This window comes from Thermococcus fumicolans (genome assembly GCF_055386755.1).
Genome location: NZ_AP042424.1, coordinates 1,092,436 through 1,107,779, shown reverse-complemented (window position 1 = coordinate 1,107,779; position 15,344 = coordinate 1,092,436). Strand labels below are relative to the sequence as shown.

The following is a 15,344-nucleotide window of genomic DNA, read 5'->3' as shown; positions in this document are numbered from 1 at the left end:
TGAACCCTAATGCTAGACAGGGATGCGGTCACACAGTACCTCCTTGATTTCCAGGAGAGGGAGCTTCCAAACGGCGTTGAGAGGGAACTGAAAGTCCCGCTGGGTAGAAACTATGTTGTCTCCATAGTCGGCCCCAGGAGGGCGGGCAAGACCTTCTACTTCTATCAGCTCATCGGGAAGCTCCCCAGGGAGGAAGTTATGTTCGTTGACTTCGAGCACCCCCTTCTGGAGGGCTTTGAACCGAAGGACATCGTCGAGCTCCTCAAGCTACAGAGAGAAGTGGCCGGGGAACCGTCCTACATATTCCTTGACGAGGTTCAGGAGGTAAGGGGCTGGGAGAAGTTCGTGCGCTATCTTCAGGACGAGGGCTACCACGTCTTCGTCACGGGTTCCTCTTCAAAGCTCCTCTCAAGGGAGATATCAACCCAGATGAGGGGTAGAGCGTTGAAGTTTACCCTGCTCCCCTTCAGCTTTCGCGAGTTCCTTAAGGCGAGGGGCTTCGAGCCCAAAAAGCGGCTCAGTTCAAGGAGAGAAGCCGAGGTAAAGGCCCACCTGATGGAATACCTAAGGTGGGGCGGCTTCCCGCAGGTTGTCTTTGAGGGAGAAGAAGCCCTTAAGGAAGCCCTACTGATGGAGTACCTCGACATGGTCGTCTACAAGGACGTGGTGGAGAGATACGGGGTGAGGAACACCCACCTCGTGAAGCTCCTGATACGCTCCCTCATGCGCTCCTTCGCGAAGGAATTCAGCGTTAACTCGCTCTTCAACACCCTGAAGTCCCAGGGAATCAAGGTGAGTAAAGCCTCGCTCTATGAATACCTCGACCATCTGGAAGATGCGATGGCGGTCTTCCTCCTGAAGAAGTTCTCCTACTCCCTGAGAACTTCGGAGCTCTCGGTTCCCAAAGCATACCCGGTAGACACGGGGCTGCCAAGGCTGTTCTCCTTTTCCCCAGACATTGGGCGGCTCATGGAGAACGCGGTCTTCCTCGAACTCCTCAGGCGGGGAAAGGAGGTCTACTACTACAAAGAGCACAGGGAAGTTGACTTTGTGGTAGTGGAGCGCGGCTCACCGGTGGAGCTGATCCAGGTCACCTACGCGAGGGACTGGGATGATATACGACCGCGGGAGCTCGATGCCCTCACCGCCGTCGGGAAGAAGCTCAACGTGAAGAACCTGACGGTGGTAACTTGGGACTACGAGGAAGAGGGCGACGTTAGGTTCGTCCCGCTGTGGAAGTGGCCGATCGAGTGGAATCCTAATCTTCCTTAGTACTAATCGTGATTAGGATTTGGGCCTGTACTTTTTGAACTCCCCGGCCTCTATACTCCACCGTTGTGCTTATGCTGAGAAGGAGGGAATTTGAGAAAGTCGCAGAATTCTTGAGGGGCTATCAGGTTAGATCCCAAGGTAACGAAAATCCAAATGAAAAATGCGGAAAATCAAAGCCAAAAACTCACAGCTCGACCTTTATCCCGGTTTCTTCCTCGACTTCCTCGAAGCCGTGCTTCATGTACTTCGCCAGCTCCTCGTCAACCTCGAAGAGGGCAGCCAGGAATTCCCCGAAGTGCTCCTTCTCCTCGTTGGCGACGTCTAAGAAAATGTGCCTTATCCTCTCGTCCTCTATTCCCTCGGCCAGCTGCTCGTAGAAGCTTATGGCGTCGAGCTCGGCCTCGATGGCCCAGCGGAGGGCCTGGGCGATCTCCCTCTTGGTCAGGGGCCTGTCCTTCGGGAGCTCAAAGGGGTATTTCGCCAGCATGGTACCACCACTCCTAATTCTCTTTCCGTCCTAATAACCTTGTCCCCGTCACCTGAGGAACTTCGAGACGTAGGGGCTCTCGCCCGGTTTGCTCCTCCTGAAGTGGCCGCTCGGCTTGCCCGTCAAAAGCTCCTCGAACCAGGCCTCGTGCTCTATCTCCTCGTGGAGTATCGCAAGGGCCAAATCGTAGGTCCTCGGGTCTTTGCCCATCGTGTAGTTGCATATCTCCGTGTAGACTCCAACGGCACAGCGCTCGGCCTCGAGGAGAACCTTGAGAATGTTCTCGACCGTGGGTTCTTCCGGCAGGTACGCATCCCTGCACCAGGCCATCTTTGAGAAGTCCACGATATCCCTCGGCAGCTCCCCGCCGAGCTCATAAATCCGCGGCACGAGGGCCTCGAAGTGGTTCCTGTCCTCGAGGCGCGCATCCTCGACGATCTCCTTTATCGTCTCACCATCCATGCCCACGGCGTGGTTCCTCAGAACCGTGTAGTAGTAATAGGTCGTGAACTCCGCCGCAGCAGCCCTCAGCAACATATCCAAAAGCTTCTCCACGTCTATACCGGCCCGCTCAACGAGCCGTCTGTTGTGTTCCGACATAGGTTTCACCATCCATTTGTCGTCGTCATACTTAATAAACGTTTCTGTTTAGAAATCATTTCTATTTAGGAAAGCTTATAAAGTAGCCCGCCCTATGACAATCCATGTGGAGGGAAAAGGCCATAGAAAAGCTCAGGGAGAACGGCTACAAGCTCACCCCCCAGAGGCTCAAGCTGGTGGAGGTTCTCGCCGAAGTTGGGGAGACCCACCCGTCCCTCAGCGAGCTCCTCGAGGAGATAAGAAAGGAGTTTCCCACGATGAGCTTCTCGACGCTGTACTCCAACGTCCTGACGCTGAGGGAGCTCGGGCTAGTTGAGCTCTTCTCCCTCGGGGGCGAGACGAGGGTCGAGGTGAACACGGAACCTCACGTCAACCTGATCGAGGGTGAGAGGATAATCGACGTCGACGACCCGGAGATAATCGATGCAATAAGGAGAAAAACGGGGAGAAGGGTTAAGCTCGTCAATGTGCTGGTTGAATGAGGGCCAAGCATCTGATGGATTCAATCCACCTCGAGGCTGAAGTCCTGGTAGTCCATCCAGATGCCGGTCTTCATCACCGAGTCGTACTGCGCCTTGAGGAGCTCGTAGTGGGCCTTCTCCACCTTCGCCAGCTCCTCGAAGGTTCTCTTAACGCTCTCGCGCTCGGCTTCCTTAGCGGCCCTCTCGTAGAACTCCCAGGTGCGCTTTTCCTGCTCCATCCCTATCTTGACCGCGTCGACCTCGCTGAGTTCCCCTTCGTACTTCGGCGTGAGCTCCTCCAGGACCTTCGTGTCCACCGCCGGGAGCTCACAGGCCTCTATGAGGGCCTCAACGAACTTCTCCTCGAAGATCTCCCAGTGTGAGGCCTCCTCACCGGCAAGGAACAGAAACATCCTCTTTGCCCGCTCGTCTTTGGTCTTCCTCGCAAGCTCTATGTAAAACTTTAACTCGGCCTTCTCGACCTCGAGGGCCAGGGCAAGGGCTTCAAGTTCGTTCATGGTACCACCGTATTGGGTTGTCACTCACCCTTAATTAGCCTTTTGACCTCTTCCAGAACCTTAGCCGCGTGTCCCTTTGCCCGAACCTTTATCTTCTTCCACACGATCTCTCCATCGGGGTTCAGGATGAAGGTGCTCCTTATGGCGCCCTCGTACTCCCTTCCGTAGCTCTTTTTCTTTCCCCACGCGCCGAGGGCCTTGTGGAGCTCGGCGTTTGGATCGCTGACCAGCTTCACCCCAAGCCCGTGCTTCTCCTTGAACCTCCGGTGGCTCTTTGGCGAGTCCCTGGAAACACCGATCACCTGAACCCCGAGCTTCTCAAACTCCGGGAGGAGCTCTGTGAACTCCTTTGCCTCCGTTGTACATCCCGGCGTGTTGTCCTTGGGGTAGAAGTAGAGAACCGTCCACTTGCCAAGAACGAGCTCTTTCAGGGGCCTCTCCTCCCCGTCTTCGTCCAAAACCCTTACGTCGAGGTAGTCCATGCTATCACCGTTACAATTAGGGGAACCTAATTCATAAGCTTTTTGGAGAAGGAAACGAAAAATCAGTGGTGCCGAAGGATGGGGGATGAGATGGGAACTCTGAAGATCGAAAGGGTTGAAAGGCCGCTTGAGCTGAAGGAAGAGCTTCTGGGCTTTGTCTTCCGCATCTACCAGGGCACGGGGGGAGCTTACCCGGCCCTCGAGTGGGTCGAGGATAAGCCCTCAACCGACGACTTCGAGGGCTTCAGAGAGGTCTACGAGTCCTTCCTGGAGTTCCGCCTTGGAAAGGAGTTCGATGAACTCTACGTGCTCAGGAAAGACGGGAGAATAATCGGCACGGTAGCGCTCGTCTACAACCTGGAGGGTAAAGACGTCTGGTGGGTGCCCGATGAGATAAAGGGCGAGAAAACAGGTCTCATCGAGTTCTTCATGGTCGATCCCTCGTACAAGGGACAGGGTTACGGCTCGAGGCTCCTTGAGTTTGCGGTGGAAAGGCTGAGGGAGTTGGGCAAGGAGGCCTACGTGATAACCTTCCCCCACCTGGAGGCTTATTCATATTATATGAAGAAAGGCTTCACCAAGGTCATGGATTACCGGGAGTTCGTCGTACTCAGGAAAAACGTGAGCCCATAGCCAGTATCCAAAACTGACCAGGAATCCTTTTATACCCCTATGAGCAGGGCACTCAAGGCCCTAGGCGTAAGGTCGTGATGTCATGGGAAAGATTGTTTTCACATTTCTTGTAATCACACTCCTCGTGGGTGGGACGTACCTTCTGGGCAGAGATAATGGGGACACAGTTACGATTGATGCCCCAAAGGAACTGGACGTCATCCAGATCACCGGCCTCGTCGAGAGGCCCTACAACCTGACCTACGATGAGCTAACGGCGCTCCCCTCGAGGAACGTCACGGCGGTTCTCTACTGCGTCGACAGCCCGGACAGGCCGAGGAAGAACGGCACGTGGACGGGCGTCCCGCTGAAGGTCATTCTCGAAAGGGCTGGAGTGATGGAAGACGCCTACAAGGTGGCCCTCTACGCCAGCGACGGCTACAGCACGGACCTATACCTTGCCACTATTATGAACGATGAGGAGGTAATCATCGCCTACGAGTTCAACGGGGAGCCGATAAGCCCGAGGCTCGTCGTCCCGGGCAGGTGGGGCTACAAATGGATCAAGTACCTCACAAAGATAGAGCTCGTCAGCTACGACTTCAAGGGCACCTGGGAGAGCGCCGGCTATCCGGACGACGCCTACATCGAGAACGATGAAAGCCCCTGGAGGTGAGTCCTTTGAGGGCGAGAACGGCACTGGCGATAGTGGAGTGGACGTCGCTTCCGCTCCTCCTCCTGGCGGGACTGCTGGTCATCAGCGGCTACGGGCTGACGAGCGAGGCAGCCAGAACCGCATCACTCGGCCTGCTGACCTTCTCCCGCTCGCAGGAGATACACCTGAGCAGAGTTGTAAAGCTGGGCTTCGTCTCCCTTCTTGTCCTCCACACCTACGCTGGAACTGAGATGCTCGCGGAGAAGCTCCGCGCAAGGGAAAGGGAGAGGCTCGCCTCTCTTGTCGAGTACGGTGTGATTGCCTTTCTGATCTACGTTGGCTGGATAGCGCTGAACGGGGAGTTCGGGTGAGCGGACTCAAAAACAGCAGAAAATGAGAGGGGACTCAGAAGTTGAAGTTTATGTCCTTCATGAGCTGGTCGTAGAACTCCTCCTTGTAGATGTCCGGGTAGCGCATGATGTAGTCGTACTGCTTCTTCAGGATGTTGTAGTGGTTCCGCTCCATGTCGGCGAGCATCTCTAGGATGAGGCGCGTGTTCTCGGTGGCGGCGTAGCCGGCCAGCTCTTTATACAGGCGCTCGCTGACGAGCTCGGCCTGCATCGCTATCTCGTAGACCTCGTCGACGTTGATGTCGGGCTTCTTAATCGCCTCCGCCATCTTCTCGGCAATGACCTTGAACTCGCCCATGACGTCTATCTCTATCTTCTTCGGCTCCGTCCTTCCTCCCTCGAACTTCTCGGCCATCCTCTCGATTATCTCGCGGTGCTTGTCCTCTTCCTTCGCGAGGAACAGGAGCTCGTCACGGATTATGTCGCTCTTGCTTATGGAAGCCAGCTTCTCGTAGGCCTCCTTAGCCCTTATCTCCGCGTTCACGGCAATCTCAAAAACCTCTTTGTCGGTTATCTCCATAGAACTCACCATTAGTGGTTCTTCTGCACCTGTTATTAACGTTTTTGGTCACTAATGTCCCGCCCACCATTTGTCTGGGCTGTGGCGATGACAATCTCGTACTCGAAAACCTCCGACCGGGCAGGGGATACCACCAGGCACCTCAAGATTTTGGGCACTCGACCTAAGAACCTCAATTCGAGCCTCTTCCCCACCGGTGGGAAAGATTTATAACCGGGCCTTTAAAGTGAGTGGTGAACAAGCTCATCAGGTTAGAAGGTGGTGTAAATGGGAAGAAGGGAAGAGATGATTGCGAAGATTAAGGAGCTCATGAACCAGCCCGAGAGGATCAGGAACATGGGTATTGCCGCTCACATTGACCACGGTAAAACGACTCTGAGCGACAACCTGCTCGCCGGAGCGGGAATGATCAGCGAGGAGCTCGCCGGAAAGCAGCTCGTCCTCGACTTCGACGAGCAGGAGCAGGCGAGGGGTATTACCATCAACGCGGCCAACGTCTCGATGGTCCACAACTACGAGGGCAACGACTACCTCATCAACCTCATCGACACCCCGGGTCACGTTGACTTCGGTGGTGACGTTACCAGGGCCATGCGTGCCATAGACGGTGCGATCATCGTCGTTGACGCCGTCGAGGGTGTCATGCCCCAGACCGAGACCGTCCTCAGGCAGGCCCTCAGGGAGTACGTCAAGCCCGTTCTCTTCATCAACAAGGTCGACCGTCTCATAAAGGAGCTCAAGCTCAACCCGCAGCAGATGCAGGAGCGTTTTGTCAAGGTCATCACCGACGTCAACAGGCTCATCAAGCGCTACGCCCCGGAGGAGTTCAAGAACCAGTGGCTGGTTAAAGTTGAGGACGGTAGCGTTGCATTTGGAAGTGCCTACTACAACTGGGCCCTCAGCGTTCCGTTCATGAAGAAGACCGGCGTCTCCTTCAAGGACATCATCGACCTCACCAACGCCGGCGACCTCAAGACCCTCCGCCAGAAGGCCCCGCTCCACGTCGTCGTTCTCGATATGGTCGTTAGACACCTCCCGAACCCGCTCGAGGCCCAGAAGTACAGGATCCCGCACCTCTGGAGGGGCGACGTCGAGAGCGAGGTCGGCCAGGCCATGCTCCGCTGTGATCCAAAGGGTAAGATGGTTATGGTCGTCACTAAGATCATCCTCGACAAGCACGCCGGTGAAGTCGCTACCGGCCGTGTCTGGAGCGGTACCGTGAAGACCGGTCAGGAGGTCTACCTCATCAACAGTAAGAGGAAAGCCAGGATCCAGCAGGTCGGTATCTACATGGGTCCCGAGAGGGTCAACATGGAGGCAGTCCCGGCTGGAAACATCGTCGCCGTTACCGGCCTCCGCGATGCCATGGCCGGTGAGACCGTCTCAGTCGAGAAGGTGGAGCCCTTCGAGGCCCTCCACTACGCGAGCGAGCCGGTCGTTACCGTGGCTATCGAAGCTAAAAACGTCAAGGACCTTCCGAAGCTCGTTGAGGCTCTGAGACAGCTCGCGAAGGAGGACCCAACTCTGCACGTCAAGATCGATGAGGAGACCGGCCAGCACCTCCTCAGCGGTATGGGTGAGCTCCACCTCGAGGTCAAGCTCCACAGGCTCAAGACCGAGTGGAAGCTCGACGTCGAGGTTTCACCGCCGATCGTCGTCTACCGTGAGAGCGTCACCAAGATGAGCCCGATCGTAGAAGGAAAGTCCCCGAACAAGCACAACAGGTTCTACATCACCGTCGAGCCACTTCCGGACGAGATCTACAAGGCCATCCGCGAGGGCGAGATACCCGAGGGCAGGCCGAAGGACCCGAAGGCCGTTGCCAAGAAGCTGGCCGAGCTCGGAATGGACTACGAGGTCGCCAAGGGCATCGTCGACGTCTACAACGGCAACATATTCCTCGACAACACCAAGGGTATCCAGTACCTCAACGAGGTCATGGATCTGCTCGTCGATGGTTTCCACCAGGCCATGGACGAGGGCCCGCTGGCTAAGGAGCCCGTCATGAAGGTCATGGTTCGCCTGCACGACGCCAAGATCCACGAGGACAACGTCCACCGCGGCCCGGCCCAGATCTACCCTGCCATCAGGACCGCTATCCACTGCGCCATGATGAAGGCCAACCCCGTGCTTTACGAGCCCTACCAGAAGGTCATCATCAACATACCGTACGAGTACATGGGTTCGGTCAGCAGGGAGATCAACCAGAGGCGTGGCCAGCTCATCGACATGAGGCAGGAGGGCGAGGTCATGATAATCATCGCCGAGGCCCCGGTAGCAGAGATGTTCGGTTTCGCCGGTGCCCTCAGGAGCGCCACCAGTGGAAAGGCCCTCTGGAGCACGGAGCACGCGGGCTTCAAGCGCGTTCCTGGAGAGCTCGCAACCAACATAATCAGGCAGATCAGGCAGAGGAAGGGCCTCGACCCGAACCCGCCGAAGGAGCAGGACGTCTGCCCGCAGCAGTGAGCGGGCTCTCCGTAGTCTCTTCTATTTCGTTTCCGTTTTCACAATTCTACAGGAGTTTTCGGGTTGTAGGCACTCATATCCTCCCTAGGATCGCAGGGCACGTCCACACGTCTCTCAGGCCCTTCCGCAAAGAGGTAAACACCCGTGACACCAGCAGCAAGGCCCACAACCGCCACATCGTATCCCATTGTCACCAGAGCAGCAAAAACAACGACCAGCAAGATGAATACCTTGAACAACGTTTCTATCACCGTTCAGGGATCACCGTGAAAAGGTATAAGCATTTCCGGACACATATGGGTAGAATAGCTCAGGGCCTCTGGCATTAAGAGGTCATCTAAAGGCATAGCCAAAAGAGCTCCACTTACCCCATAAGATGCCGGGAAAGAAGCAAAGCCCACCCCGGGCAACTCATCCCTCGGCCAGAAGCAGGCCCAGCTCGTTGTAGGCCCTGATCCTTTCGAATCCCTCTTTTTTCAGGGCTGAGATAACATCCTTGAGAATCCTGTTCTGGACGTTTATGGCCAGCATTTGACAGAAATGGCACTCGGGGGTGGAGCGAGCCATGAGGAGGAACACGTCAACGTCCTTTCCTTTGACCGTCAGTCCGTAGAGCAGGCCCTCATCTACTATGTCCAGGCCGGTCTCCGGGTCCTTAACTCCCCTGAGGATCTCAACGACGTTTTGAACCTCCGGAGGAAGCCCCTTTACGGCGACCCTTTCATTCCCAGCTTTCCGGGGTTTAAAAAGGTCAAACAGACCCATCTAGACCGCCCTTGCCAGATCCTCGGCCTTGTATCCCCGCTTGTTCTCAAAGAGCCCGACGATGTTGTTCCCCAGGTCGTAGACGTAGACGTTCTGGAACTTCACGAGGGCGAAGCGCTCCATTATGTCGCCGATTATCTTGGAGTAAGCTATCGCGCTCTCGCCGGTTATGTTGTACTCCGCGTGGCTCTCGAAGCGGAGCCATATCTTAAGGGTGTCCCCGTTCACCTCAAGGCCGGCTACAACACCGGAGTCGAGTATATCCCCACCAGTTACTGGGTCGGTTATCTTGGCGAGCTCCTCGAGGACTGGTTTGTAGTGCTCGGGCCATTCCCGGTCCGGCATGTAAACCTTCATTTTTTCTCACCCACAGGGGGTTAGAACGCACCTTTATAACACCTTCTGGGCAGAATTGTGAAACCTCTCCGCGGCCACTGTATGGAGTCTTATGAGCGTGTACACCCAAAGGGTAAGGGAGAGCAGGTAAACGACCGAACCCGCTGTTCTCCAGGTTTCAAAGCTCGTTAGCCATACTGTGAGGACGATGCCCCACGAGGACATCCCCGCCAGAGCTTTGTACTCACGGGGGGTTCCGACGTACCCTGCGATCGCGTTGATGAGGAGGAGCACCGAGAGTGTTGAAGCAAGCTCGATGACGCCCATCATCGCGTTCCTTCGGAGGAATACCAGGGGCAAGAGGAGAAAAGACTGGAGGAGCAGCGTAAAGGTGGCCCGTACGAGACCGCTCTCCGAGAGGGCGTAGGCAATGAGGGCCGGGCCCAGGAGGACCAACAAAGCCACAACATTGCTCTTGATGGCAATGCTCAGCCCAGCAAAGCCCAGGGCAGTCAAAAATCCTCCCGCGAGGACGCACCACGAGATGCGCTCTTTTCCGAGCCTGTTTACTTCAACCTCCCTCGAGAGGCTCCACGTGAGGAATATACCGGCCAAGGTCAGAAGACCGCCGGCACTCATGAAAACAGTGTAGAGATCCGCCATGTTACCATCTTCCAGTGTCTTTAGGGGGAGGGTACTATAAACCTTCCGAAAGGTGGGACGTGGTGAACTCAAACGTTCACTGGGGGGCCTAAATGCCCAGAAAACCTTAAATGGACTTTTTCCAAACCAAAAACCCGGTGATGCCCGTGCACGACGTTGAAAGGGCTCTCCAGAGCTTTCATTCAATAAAAATACGGGACATAATGCCCCCGATGACATCCATGCCCGTGGTAACGGGGGACTCGGCTATACTCAACGTCCTCAAGCTGCTCAGGACGAGGCACCATGTCTGGGTTGTTGAGGACAGGGAGAGCATGAAGCTGATCGGGGTTATCCGCTACCTTGACGTCATAGACACCTTCCTCCCCCCGGATGCCCACAAGTTCAAGCTCGGGATGACGAGCAGGACGATGCGCTCCATGCTTGGCGGAGCGGAGAAAGCCGAGGACGTCGTCGAGAGGAACGTTCTCACGATAGACGAAGACTCAACCGTGCTCGATGCTCTGACCAAGATGAGGAAGTACAAAACGCAGGTCCTGGCCGTTGTCAAGGACGACCGCCTCGTCGGCGAGATAAGCCTTCGCATTCTGATAGACGAGTTCCTGAGACTGCTGAGGGTGGGTGATGTGAAATGGACGCAACATGGCTCCTCTTCACGATCGGAGTAGCTCTAATACTGGCGAAGATCGGCGACAGCATAATAGAGCGCTTTGAACTCCCCGGTGTCCTCGGAGAGCTGATAATGGGAATGATCCTGGGAAACCTCGTCTACTTCGGTATAGTGGGCCCCCAGTACCTGCCGATAGTCAGCGGGCAGGGCTTCACCACGAGCGCAACCGAGGTTTCCGAGTTCCTGGCAAAGCTGGGCATAATATTCCTCCTCTTCCTGGGTGCGCTGGACACCGACATAGAACAGCTCAAGAAGACGGGCGTAACAGCCACGATTTCAACCGTTCTGGGTGTTTTCGTTCCATTGATAATGGGCTGGTACGCCCTCATGGCGATGGGCTACCCCAGCAGGGAGGCCTTCGCGGGCGGAGTTCTGCTAACGGCAACGAGCATCGGGTTAACGGTTCGCGTCATGATGGACCTCGGCGTTCTCAGGAGCGAGGTCGGTGCCGCTTCGCTCAGCGCGAGCGTCATGGACGACTTCCTGGGGATAGCGCTCATAATATTCGCGGTCGGGAGTGGTAGCTTGATAGACCTCAGCGTCAAAATAGTCGCCTTCTTCATAATAACCGGGGTCATAGCATGGTACCTCATCGACTACTACATCAAGTTCGCCGAGAGGCTCCACGTCGAGAAGGGCATCCTTGGAGCGGCTCTAGGCATGATGTTCCTCTTCGCGGCCTTAGCTGAGAGCTGGTTCGCGGCTGCCATCGAAGGCGCCTTCATGATGGGCCTCGTCCTCTCGAAACTCCCGGAAGGAAAGCGCCTCATGGAGGACGTGAGGGCCATCGGCTACGGCCTCCTGATCCCGTTCTTCTTCATCCACACGGGGGCAATGCTGAACCTCAAGGTGTTTGAGAACGCCGACGCACTCGTACTCGCGGGCGTCCTGTCGGCGATAGCCATAGTTGGTAAGGTAGTTGGCAGGGGCTTCGGCGCGTGGATAACGGCGTGGGGCCGCGGAAGGGAATTCCTCATGACAAAGGAGAACGCTTGGATGTCCCTTCAGATGGGAATCGGCTCGATACCGAGGACGGAGGTCGCCCTCGTCGACCTCATGGTCGCCATCCACGGCGGGGCAATTCCACGGGCCGATGCGCCCAAGTTCATCGCGGCGACGCTGATATTCATAACAGTCTCTGTGCTGATAACTCCACCACTCCTCAAGTGGGCTTTCAAGAGGGACATAGAGGCCACCACAGCGGGCAAGTTAGAGGCCAGGAAGAGCAGGATCCATGAGAGGAAGAAGAAGGTTGCGGAAAGCAAAAAGCCCAGGAAGGCAAGGGAAACGGGAACCGAGGCCTGATCCTCTTTTCCCTTTTAAGGCTTTTTTAGTCTCCGGCGGAAATGGCTGTTTATCTCGTTTTTCCCAGCTCAGCCCGCTTAGAGAACGAATTTTCAAGGGAAGGATGTAAACCCCAGAAAACTTTAAATTTCCATGCGGAACTCAGTAGGATAGCTCGAGATCACGTACAGACCGTTATACCCGCATTAAAACTGACGCATTTCAAAAAGGTTTAAGTGTTTGGGAGCGTACCCCCGGAGGTGGATAGATTGCTACCAACTGGCATCGAGAGGCTCGACGAGATCCTCGGCGGGGGCATTAAGAAGGGCCTCAACGTCGCGCTCATAGGTTCCTTTGAGGAGGACAACATCCTCCTTATGCACCAGGCTGCATACAGCATGCTCCGGAACGGCCACAGGGTTCTCATAGCCGAGTTCAGGCAGGCACCAGATGTTTTGATGGAGTGGCTCTCCTACTACGGGATTCAGTACGCCGACTACATTGAGAACGGCCGCCTCAAGATACTCGACGGGTTCACGAACCTCTACTCACTCCGGCCCGTCCAGGGGGACGGGATAATACCCAACCCCCGGGATCTCGGGATCACCGTGGGGATAATTCGAAACGAGCTATCCAGTGGCAACTACGACATCCTTCTCATAGATGACCTGACGGTCCTCTACGCCCTCCAATCCGATAAGGACGCCTACATTCGTGTCATCATAAGGCTGGTAAACTCGATAAAAGGCCTCAGGGGCCAAGTGCTGGCCGGAATAAACTCGGAGGTCTTCGAGAAGGGGGATCTGGCAAAGCTTTTGCTCGGCTTTGAGTACGTCATCGAGGCCAAAGACGGTAGGATAAAGCCCCTCAGATCCTACTATCCCCTCAGACTCCCCGTGGGACACATACCCTACAGGAAAACCGAGCGGGGAATAGAGAGCCTCTGGGAGAGCTACTACTCCCTCGAGGATCTTAAAAACAGCCTGTACCTGGACGAGGAGAGCAACCTGTGGCGCGGGAGTTCGAGGGTTCAAATAATCGACGAGGAGAGCGAGGCCTCCCTCATCGAGTTCGTGTACCACTACCTAGGCCCCGAGGAGGGTAGGAGGTTCCTCTACCTGTGGGGCCGCTACGAGTTCCGCGGCGTTGGGAGGACGTACAGGGACATATATGGGTCTATCAAGGAGGCCTTTGACCACTTCACCTCGGCGACGGAAACTTCTGGAGGCGGCAGGCTTGAGGTGGTTCAGCTGTCCGAGGATCTGGTAATCCTGAGGGGGAGGAACCTCTTTCCCCGCATAAAGGGCTTCGAGCATCCGGCACATGTGAACTACGCCGGGGAGATATCCCAGTTCCTCGAGGAGTACACCGGCGACCGCTGGGAGGGCGAGGAGGTTCACTGCCAGGCTATGGGGCACGAGTACTGCGAGTTCGTGTTCAAGAGGAAGGCCCCATGAAAAACGCCCCAAATTTTGGACATTTTTTAGGATGTTGGCGGTACTTGGGAATTCGGTTGGAGATGCTCCAAACTTTAACGAGAAACCTTAAATAGGATTGGAGGATAACTAATACAGTAGCGGCGCGGTGATCAGTGATGATCGAGTACCTGTCAATAGTGGCCATCGCTTCCGCAGGGGTCGCGGTGTACTACGCCATGGACATCGCCGAGAAGGTAAAATCCCGCTTTTTTGAACTCAAAAACGAGACCGAGAGTTCCCTCGAGGACATGGAGTCCTTCAAAAAGGAGGTTCTAGAAAAGATAAGCTCCCTGACAGCGGAGGTCGAGAGGCTGAAGAGCAACAGGGAAGGAACGGTGGAAGACTGGAAGCTTAAGTCCCTCTCGGAGAAGGTTGCCAAGCTGGAGGAGTTGGTTAAGGGAAAGCTCAAGGAGTTTGAGAACAAAGATGTCCAGGTGACTTACGAGATAGGGGCCCTGAAGAAAGAGGTCGACGAACTGAAATCATCGGTTCAGAGCTTACAGGAGGAAGTTCTCGAGGGGAAAGAGGAACTGAAAGCCCAGCTGAAGGAGGAGCTCCTTAGGGAGGTAGAGGAGGAGATAGAGCACCTGGAGGATCTTATCGAGAGAAGAAAGGACGAGGAGGTAAGGGAGTTCCTGGACCTCATAACCACCGCCATAACCCTGGAGCCCGAGAAGATAGGTTCGGGCCTTATGGAAGCCAAGAGGGCCCTTCTGTCCCTCAGGGACATAGCCAAGGTGTACGTCCTCACGGAGAAGGGAAAGGACGAGTTCTATTCTCTCAAGGAGAACCTCCTGGGCCTCCTCAGGAACCTGAGGAAGCTAGCTGTGATAGCTGTTCCTGAGGAAGAGGTCTACTCAAGGTTTAGGGACGCTATGATCCTGGTAAAGAGGCTCGAGCTACCCATGAAGGACGAGAGGAATGGAAAGGAGCTGAACCCGGAGAAGAGCTTCATAGAGATCCACAGGATCATCTACAAAGTCGCCGGCGAGTTAGATTCGCTGGCGGAGATGATAAACGAGCCGGTGCCAGTTACGCCGATAGAGAAGGAGTTCTACGAGAAGCTCAGGATCCAGTTCGAGGAGCTGAGGAAGCTGGAGGAGCAGGTCGAGATGCTCATGGCCAGGCTAGGCGGGGAGAAGGTCCTGAAGGAAGAGCGGAAAGTCGAGAAAAAGCCGTCTAAAAAAGAGCTCGAAGAGCTCCTCGAAGAGCTGGGCCTCTGATCACCACTCCTCCCCGAACAGCCTCTCGAGGTCGACCATGATGAGTAACCTTTCCCCGTTGTTTATCTTGGCTATGCCCTTGATGAAGCGCGTGTCCATTCTCGAGACCAGGGTCTTGGGCGTGGGCTCTATCTGATCCTCGGTGAGGGTCACGACGTCCGAGACCGCGTCGACGATTATGCCTATTATCTCTCCCTTCACCTCCGCTATTATGATCTTCTTGTTGCTTAGATCCTCGTCATCGTAGTAGCCGAGCTTCTTCTTGAGGTTGACGACGGTGGTTATCTGGCCCCTGAGGTTTATGACACCCTCGACGTAGTCCGGCGCGTTGGGGACCCTCGTTATGGGCATCATCTCCTTTATCTCCCTGACCTTGGATATCTCGAGGCAGAACTCCTCGTTTCCGACCCTGAAGGCCACAACCTGGACTTCGGCCATACCC

At 55.6% G+C, this 15,344-nt stretch carries 20 protein-coding genes; 10 read left to right on the top strand and 10 right to left on the bottom strand.

All coding sequences use genetic code 11. The features are described 5' to 3' along the window. The first annotated feature begins 9 nt into the window (after positions 1–9). The gene (locus ACZ5AM_RS06100; protein WP_464914169.1) at positions 10–1,272 is read left to right on the top strand and encodes an ATP-binding protein; all 1,263 of its coding nucleotides are present in this window, start codon (positions 10–12) and stop codon (positions 1,270–1,272) included. 184 nt (positions 1,273–1,456) lie between these two features. Here ACZ5AM_RS06100 and ACZ5AM_RS06095 read toward each other — a convergent pair whose 3' ends face one another. Both ACZ5AM_RS06095 and dps read right to left on the bottom strand, forming a co-directional pair. Next, on the bottom strand, positions 1,457–1,759 hold the full coding sequence (locus tag ACZ5AM_RS06095) for a ferritin family protein (RefSeq protein ID WP_464914168.1): 303 nt from the start codon (positions 1,757–1,759) through the stop codon (positions 1,457–1,459). 48 nt (positions 1,760–1,807) lie between these two features. Next, positions 1,808–2,359, bottom strand: a complete 552-nt coding sequence (dps, locus tag ACZ5AM_RS06090; RefSeq protein ID WP_464916009.1) for a DNA protection during starvation protein — start codon at positions 2,357–2,359, stop codon at positions 1,808–1,810. A 104-nt stretch (positions 2,360–2,463) separates the two neighbouring features. Here dps and ACZ5AM_RS06085 point away from each other — a divergent pair, with 104 nt between their 5' ends. Continuing rightward, positions 2,464–2,841, top strand: a complete 378-nt coding sequence (locus tag ACZ5AM_RS06085; protein WP_464914167.1) for a transcriptional repressor — start codon at positions 2,464–2,466, stop codon at positions 2,839–2,841. Between the two features lie 20 nt (positions 2,842–2,861). Here the strand turns inward: ACZ5AM_RS06085 and ACZ5AM_RS06080 are convergent, their stop codons facing one another. Together ACZ5AM_RS06080 and ACZ5AM_RS06075 are read right to left on the bottom strand one after the other, a co-directional pair. Next, entirely contained in the window at positions 2,862–3,338 is a 477-nt protein-coding gene (locus ACZ5AM_RS06080) for a ferritin family protein (RefSeq protein WP_464914166.1), read from the bottom strand. A 20-nt stretch (positions 3,339–3,358) separates the two neighbouring features. Continuing rightward, positions 3,359–3,820 carry a peroxiredoxin gene (locus ACZ5AM_RS06075; RefSeq protein WP_464914165.1) on the bottom strand — a complete coding sequence of 154 codons (462 nt, stop codon included), beginning with the start codon at positions 3,818–3,820 and terminating at the stop codon, positions 3,359–3,361. 78 nt (positions 3,821–3,898) lie between these two features. On the opposite strand from ACZ5AM_RS06075, the gene ACZ5AM_RS06070 reads away from it, so the two are divergent. From ACZ5AM_RS06070 to ACZ5AM_RS06060, 3 genes are all read left to right on the top strand, one after another. Further along, positions 3,899–4,453 (top strand): GNAT family N-acetyltransferase, encoded by a 555-nt coding sequence (locus ACZ5AM_RS06070; protein WP_464914164.1) that lies wholly within the window; start codon positions 3,899–3,901, stop codon positions 4,451–4,453. 82 nt (positions 4,454–4,535) lie between these two features. After that, positions 4,536–5,108, top strand: coding sequence for a molybdopterin-dependent oxidoreductase (locus tag ACZ5AM_RS06065; RefSeq protein ID WP_464914163.1), 573 nt, complete (start codon positions 4,536–4,538; stop codon positions 5,106–5,108). Between the two features lie 5 nt (positions 5,109–5,113). Beyond that, a complete protein-coding gene (locus ACZ5AM_RS06060; protein ID WP_464914162.1) occupies positions 5,114–5,458 on the top strand; it encodes a hypothetical protein in 345 nt (114 codons plus the stop codon). Between the two features lie 34 nt (positions 5,459–5,492). Here the strand turns inward: ACZ5AM_RS06060 and ACZ5AM_RS06055 are convergent, their stop codons facing one another. Next, positions 5,493–6,017, bottom strand: a complete 525-nt coding sequence (locus ACZ5AM_RS06055; protein ID WP_464916008.1) for a ferritin-like domain-containing protein — start codon at positions 6,015–6,017, stop codon at positions 5,493–5,495. A 267-nt stretch (positions 6,018–6,284) separates the two neighbouring features. Here ACZ5AM_RS06055 and ACZ5AM_RS06050 point away from each other — a divergent pair, with 267 nt between their 5' ends. Continuing rightward, the gene (locus tag ACZ5AM_RS06050) at positions 6,285–8,483 is read left to right on the top strand and encodes an elongation factor EF-2 (protein ID WP_464914161.1); all 2,199 of its coding nucleotides are present in this window, start codon (positions 6,285–6,287) and stop codon (positions 8,481–8,483) included. Between the two features lie 38 nt (positions 8,484–8,521). Here ACZ5AM_RS06050 and ACZ5AM_RS06045 read toward each other — a convergent pair whose 3' ends face one another. The 4 genes from ACZ5AM_RS06045 to ACZ5AM_RS06030 form a co-directional block, all read right to left on the bottom strand. Then, positions 8,522–8,734, bottom strand: a complete 213-nt coding sequence (locus ACZ5AM_RS06045; RefSeq protein ID WP_464914160.1) for a hypothetical protein — start codon at positions 8,732–8,734, stop codon at positions 8,522–8,524. Positions 8,735–8,894: 160 nt separating this feature from the next. After that, the gene (locus tag ACZ5AM_RS06040) at positions 8,895–9,248 is read right to left on the bottom strand and encodes an iron-sulfur cluster assembly protein (RefSeq protein ID WP_464914159.1); all 354 of its coding nucleotides are present in this window, start codon (positions 9,246–9,248) and stop codon (positions 8,895–8,897) included. Beyond that, positions 9,249–9,605 carry an iron-sulfur cluster assembly protein gene (locus ACZ5AM_RS06035; protein WP_464914158.1) on the bottom strand — a complete coding sequence of 119 codons (357 nt, stop codon included), beginning with the start codon at positions 9,603–9,605 and terminating at the stop codon, positions 9,249–9,251. It abuts the gene before it with no gap. Positions 9,606–9,638: 33 nt separating this feature from the next. After that, positions 9,639–10,247 carry a hypothetical protein gene (locus tag ACZ5AM_RS06030; RefSeq protein WP_464914157.1) on the bottom strand — a complete coding sequence of 203 codons (609 nt, stop codon included), beginning with the start codon at positions 10,245–10,247 and terminating at the stop codon, positions 9,639–9,641. A gap of 146 nt (positions 10,248–10,393) precedes the next feature. Here ACZ5AM_RS06030 and ACZ5AM_RS06025 point away from each other — a divergent pair, with 146 nt between their 5' ends. The 4 genes from ACZ5AM_RS06025 (at position 10,394) to ACZ5AM_RS06010 (ending at position 14,902) form a co-directional block, all read left to right on the top strand. Continuing rightward, positions 10,394–10,915 carry a CBS domain-containing protein gene (locus ACZ5AM_RS06025; RefSeq protein WP_464916007.1) on the top strand — a complete coding sequence of 174 codons (522 nt, stop codon included), beginning with the start codon at positions 10,394–10,396 and terminating at the stop codon, positions 10,913–10,915. After that, complete coding sequence (locus ACZ5AM_RS06020; protein WP_464914156.1) at positions 10,879–12,222, top strand: cation:proton antiporter; 1,344 nt, start codon at positions 10,879–10,881, stop codon at positions 12,220–12,222. Before ACZ5AM_RS06025 ends, ACZ5AM_RS06020 begins: the two co-directional genes overlap by 37 nt. 239 nt (positions 12,223–12,461) lie before the next feature. Continuing rightward, complete coding sequence (locus ACZ5AM_RS06015; protein ID WP_464914155.1) at positions 12,462–13,658, top strand: V4R domain-containing protein; 1,197 nt, start codon at positions 12,462–12,464, stop codon at positions 13,656–13,658. A gap of 137 nt (positions 13,659–13,795) precedes the next feature. Beyond that, complete coding sequence (locus ACZ5AM_RS06010; RefSeq protein ID WP_464914154.1) at positions 13,796–14,902, top strand: hypothetical protein; 1,107 nt, start codon at positions 13,796–13,798, stop codon at positions 14,900–14,902. Here the strand turns inward: ACZ5AM_RS06010 and ACZ5AM_RS06005 are convergent, their stop codons facing one another. Further along, positions 14,903–15,340, bottom strand: a complete 438-nt coding sequence (locus ACZ5AM_RS06005; RefSeq protein ID WP_464914153.1) for a chemotaxis protein CheW — start codon at positions 15,338–15,340, stop codon at positions 14,903–14,905. Positions 15,341–15,344: the final 4 nt, after the last annotated feature.

What these genes read in the sequence shown, in the direction of transcription:
- ACZ5AM_RS06055 (WP_464916008.1), bottom strand. Translation starts at nt 6,017, where the DNA reads ATGGAGATAACCGACAAAGAGGTTTTTGAGATTGCCGTGAACGCGGAG.
- ACZ5AM_RS06030 (WP_464914157.1), bottom strand. Translation starts at nt 10,247, where the DNA reads ATGGCGGATCTCTACACTGTTTTCATGAGTGCCGGCGGTCTTCTGACC.
- ACZ5AM_RS06100 (WP_464914169.1), top strand. Translation starts at nt 10, where the DNA reads ATGCTAGACAGGGATGCGGTCACACAGTACCTCCTTGATTTCCAGGAG.
- ACZ5AM_RS06005 (WP_464914153.1), bottom strand. Translation starts at nt 15,340, where the DNA reads ATGGCCGAAGTCCAGGTTGTGGCCTTCAGGGTCGGAAACGAGGAGTTC.
- ACZ5AM_RS06070 (WP_464914164.1), top strand. Translation starts at nt 3,899, where the DNA reads ATGGGGGATGAGATGGGAACTCTGAAGATCGAAAGGGTTGAAAGGCCG.
- ACZ5AM_RS06065 (WP_464914163.1), top strand. Translation starts at nt 4,536, where the DNA reads ATGGGAAAGATTGTTTTCACATTTCTTGTAATCACACTCCTCGTGGGT.
- ACZ5AM_RS06080 (WP_464914166.1), bottom strand. Translation starts at nt 3,338, where the DNA reads ATGAACGAACTTGAAGCCCTTGCCCTGGCCCTCGAGGTCGAGAAGGCC.
- ACZ5AM_RS06040 (WP_464914159.1), bottom strand. Translation starts at nt 9,248, where the DNA reads ATGGGTCTGTTTGACCTTTTTAAACCCCGGAAAGCTGGGAATGAAAGG.
- ACZ5AM_RS06035 (WP_464914158.1), bottom strand. Translation starts at nt 9,605, where the DNA reads ATGAAGGTTTACATGCCGGACCGGGAATGGCCCGAGCACTACAAACCA.
- ACZ5AM_RS06075 (WP_464914165.1), bottom strand. Translation starts at nt 3,820, where the DNA reads ATGGACTACCTCGACGTAAGGGTTTTGGACGAAGACGGGGAGGAGAGG.
- ACZ5AM_RS06050 (WP_464914161.1), top strand. Translation starts at nt 6,285, where the DNA reads ATGGGAAGAAGGGAAGAGATGATTGCGAAGATTAAGGAGCTCATGAAC.
- ACZ5AM_RS06085 (WP_464914167.1), top strand. Translation starts at nt 2,464, where the DNA reads ATGTGGAGGGAAAAGGCCATAGAAAAGCTCAGGGAGAACGGCTACAAG.
- ACZ5AM_RS06095 (WP_464914168.1), bottom strand. Translation starts at nt 1,759, where the DNA reads ATGCTGGCGAAATACCCCTTTGAGCTCCCGAAGGACAGGCCCCTGACC.
- ACZ5AM_RS06020 (WP_464914156.1), top strand. Translation starts at nt 10,879, where the DNA reads ATGGACGCAACATGGCTCCTCTTCACGATCGGAGTAGCTCTAATACTG.
- dps (WP_464916009.1), bottom strand. Translation starts at nt 2,359, where the DNA reads ATGTCGGAACACAACAGACGGCTCGTTGAGCGGGCCGGTATAGACGTG.
- ACZ5AM_RS06010 (WP_464914154.1), top strand. Translation starts at nt 13,796, where the DNA reads ATGATCGAGTACCTGTCAATAGTGGCCATCGCTTCCGCAGGGGTCGCG.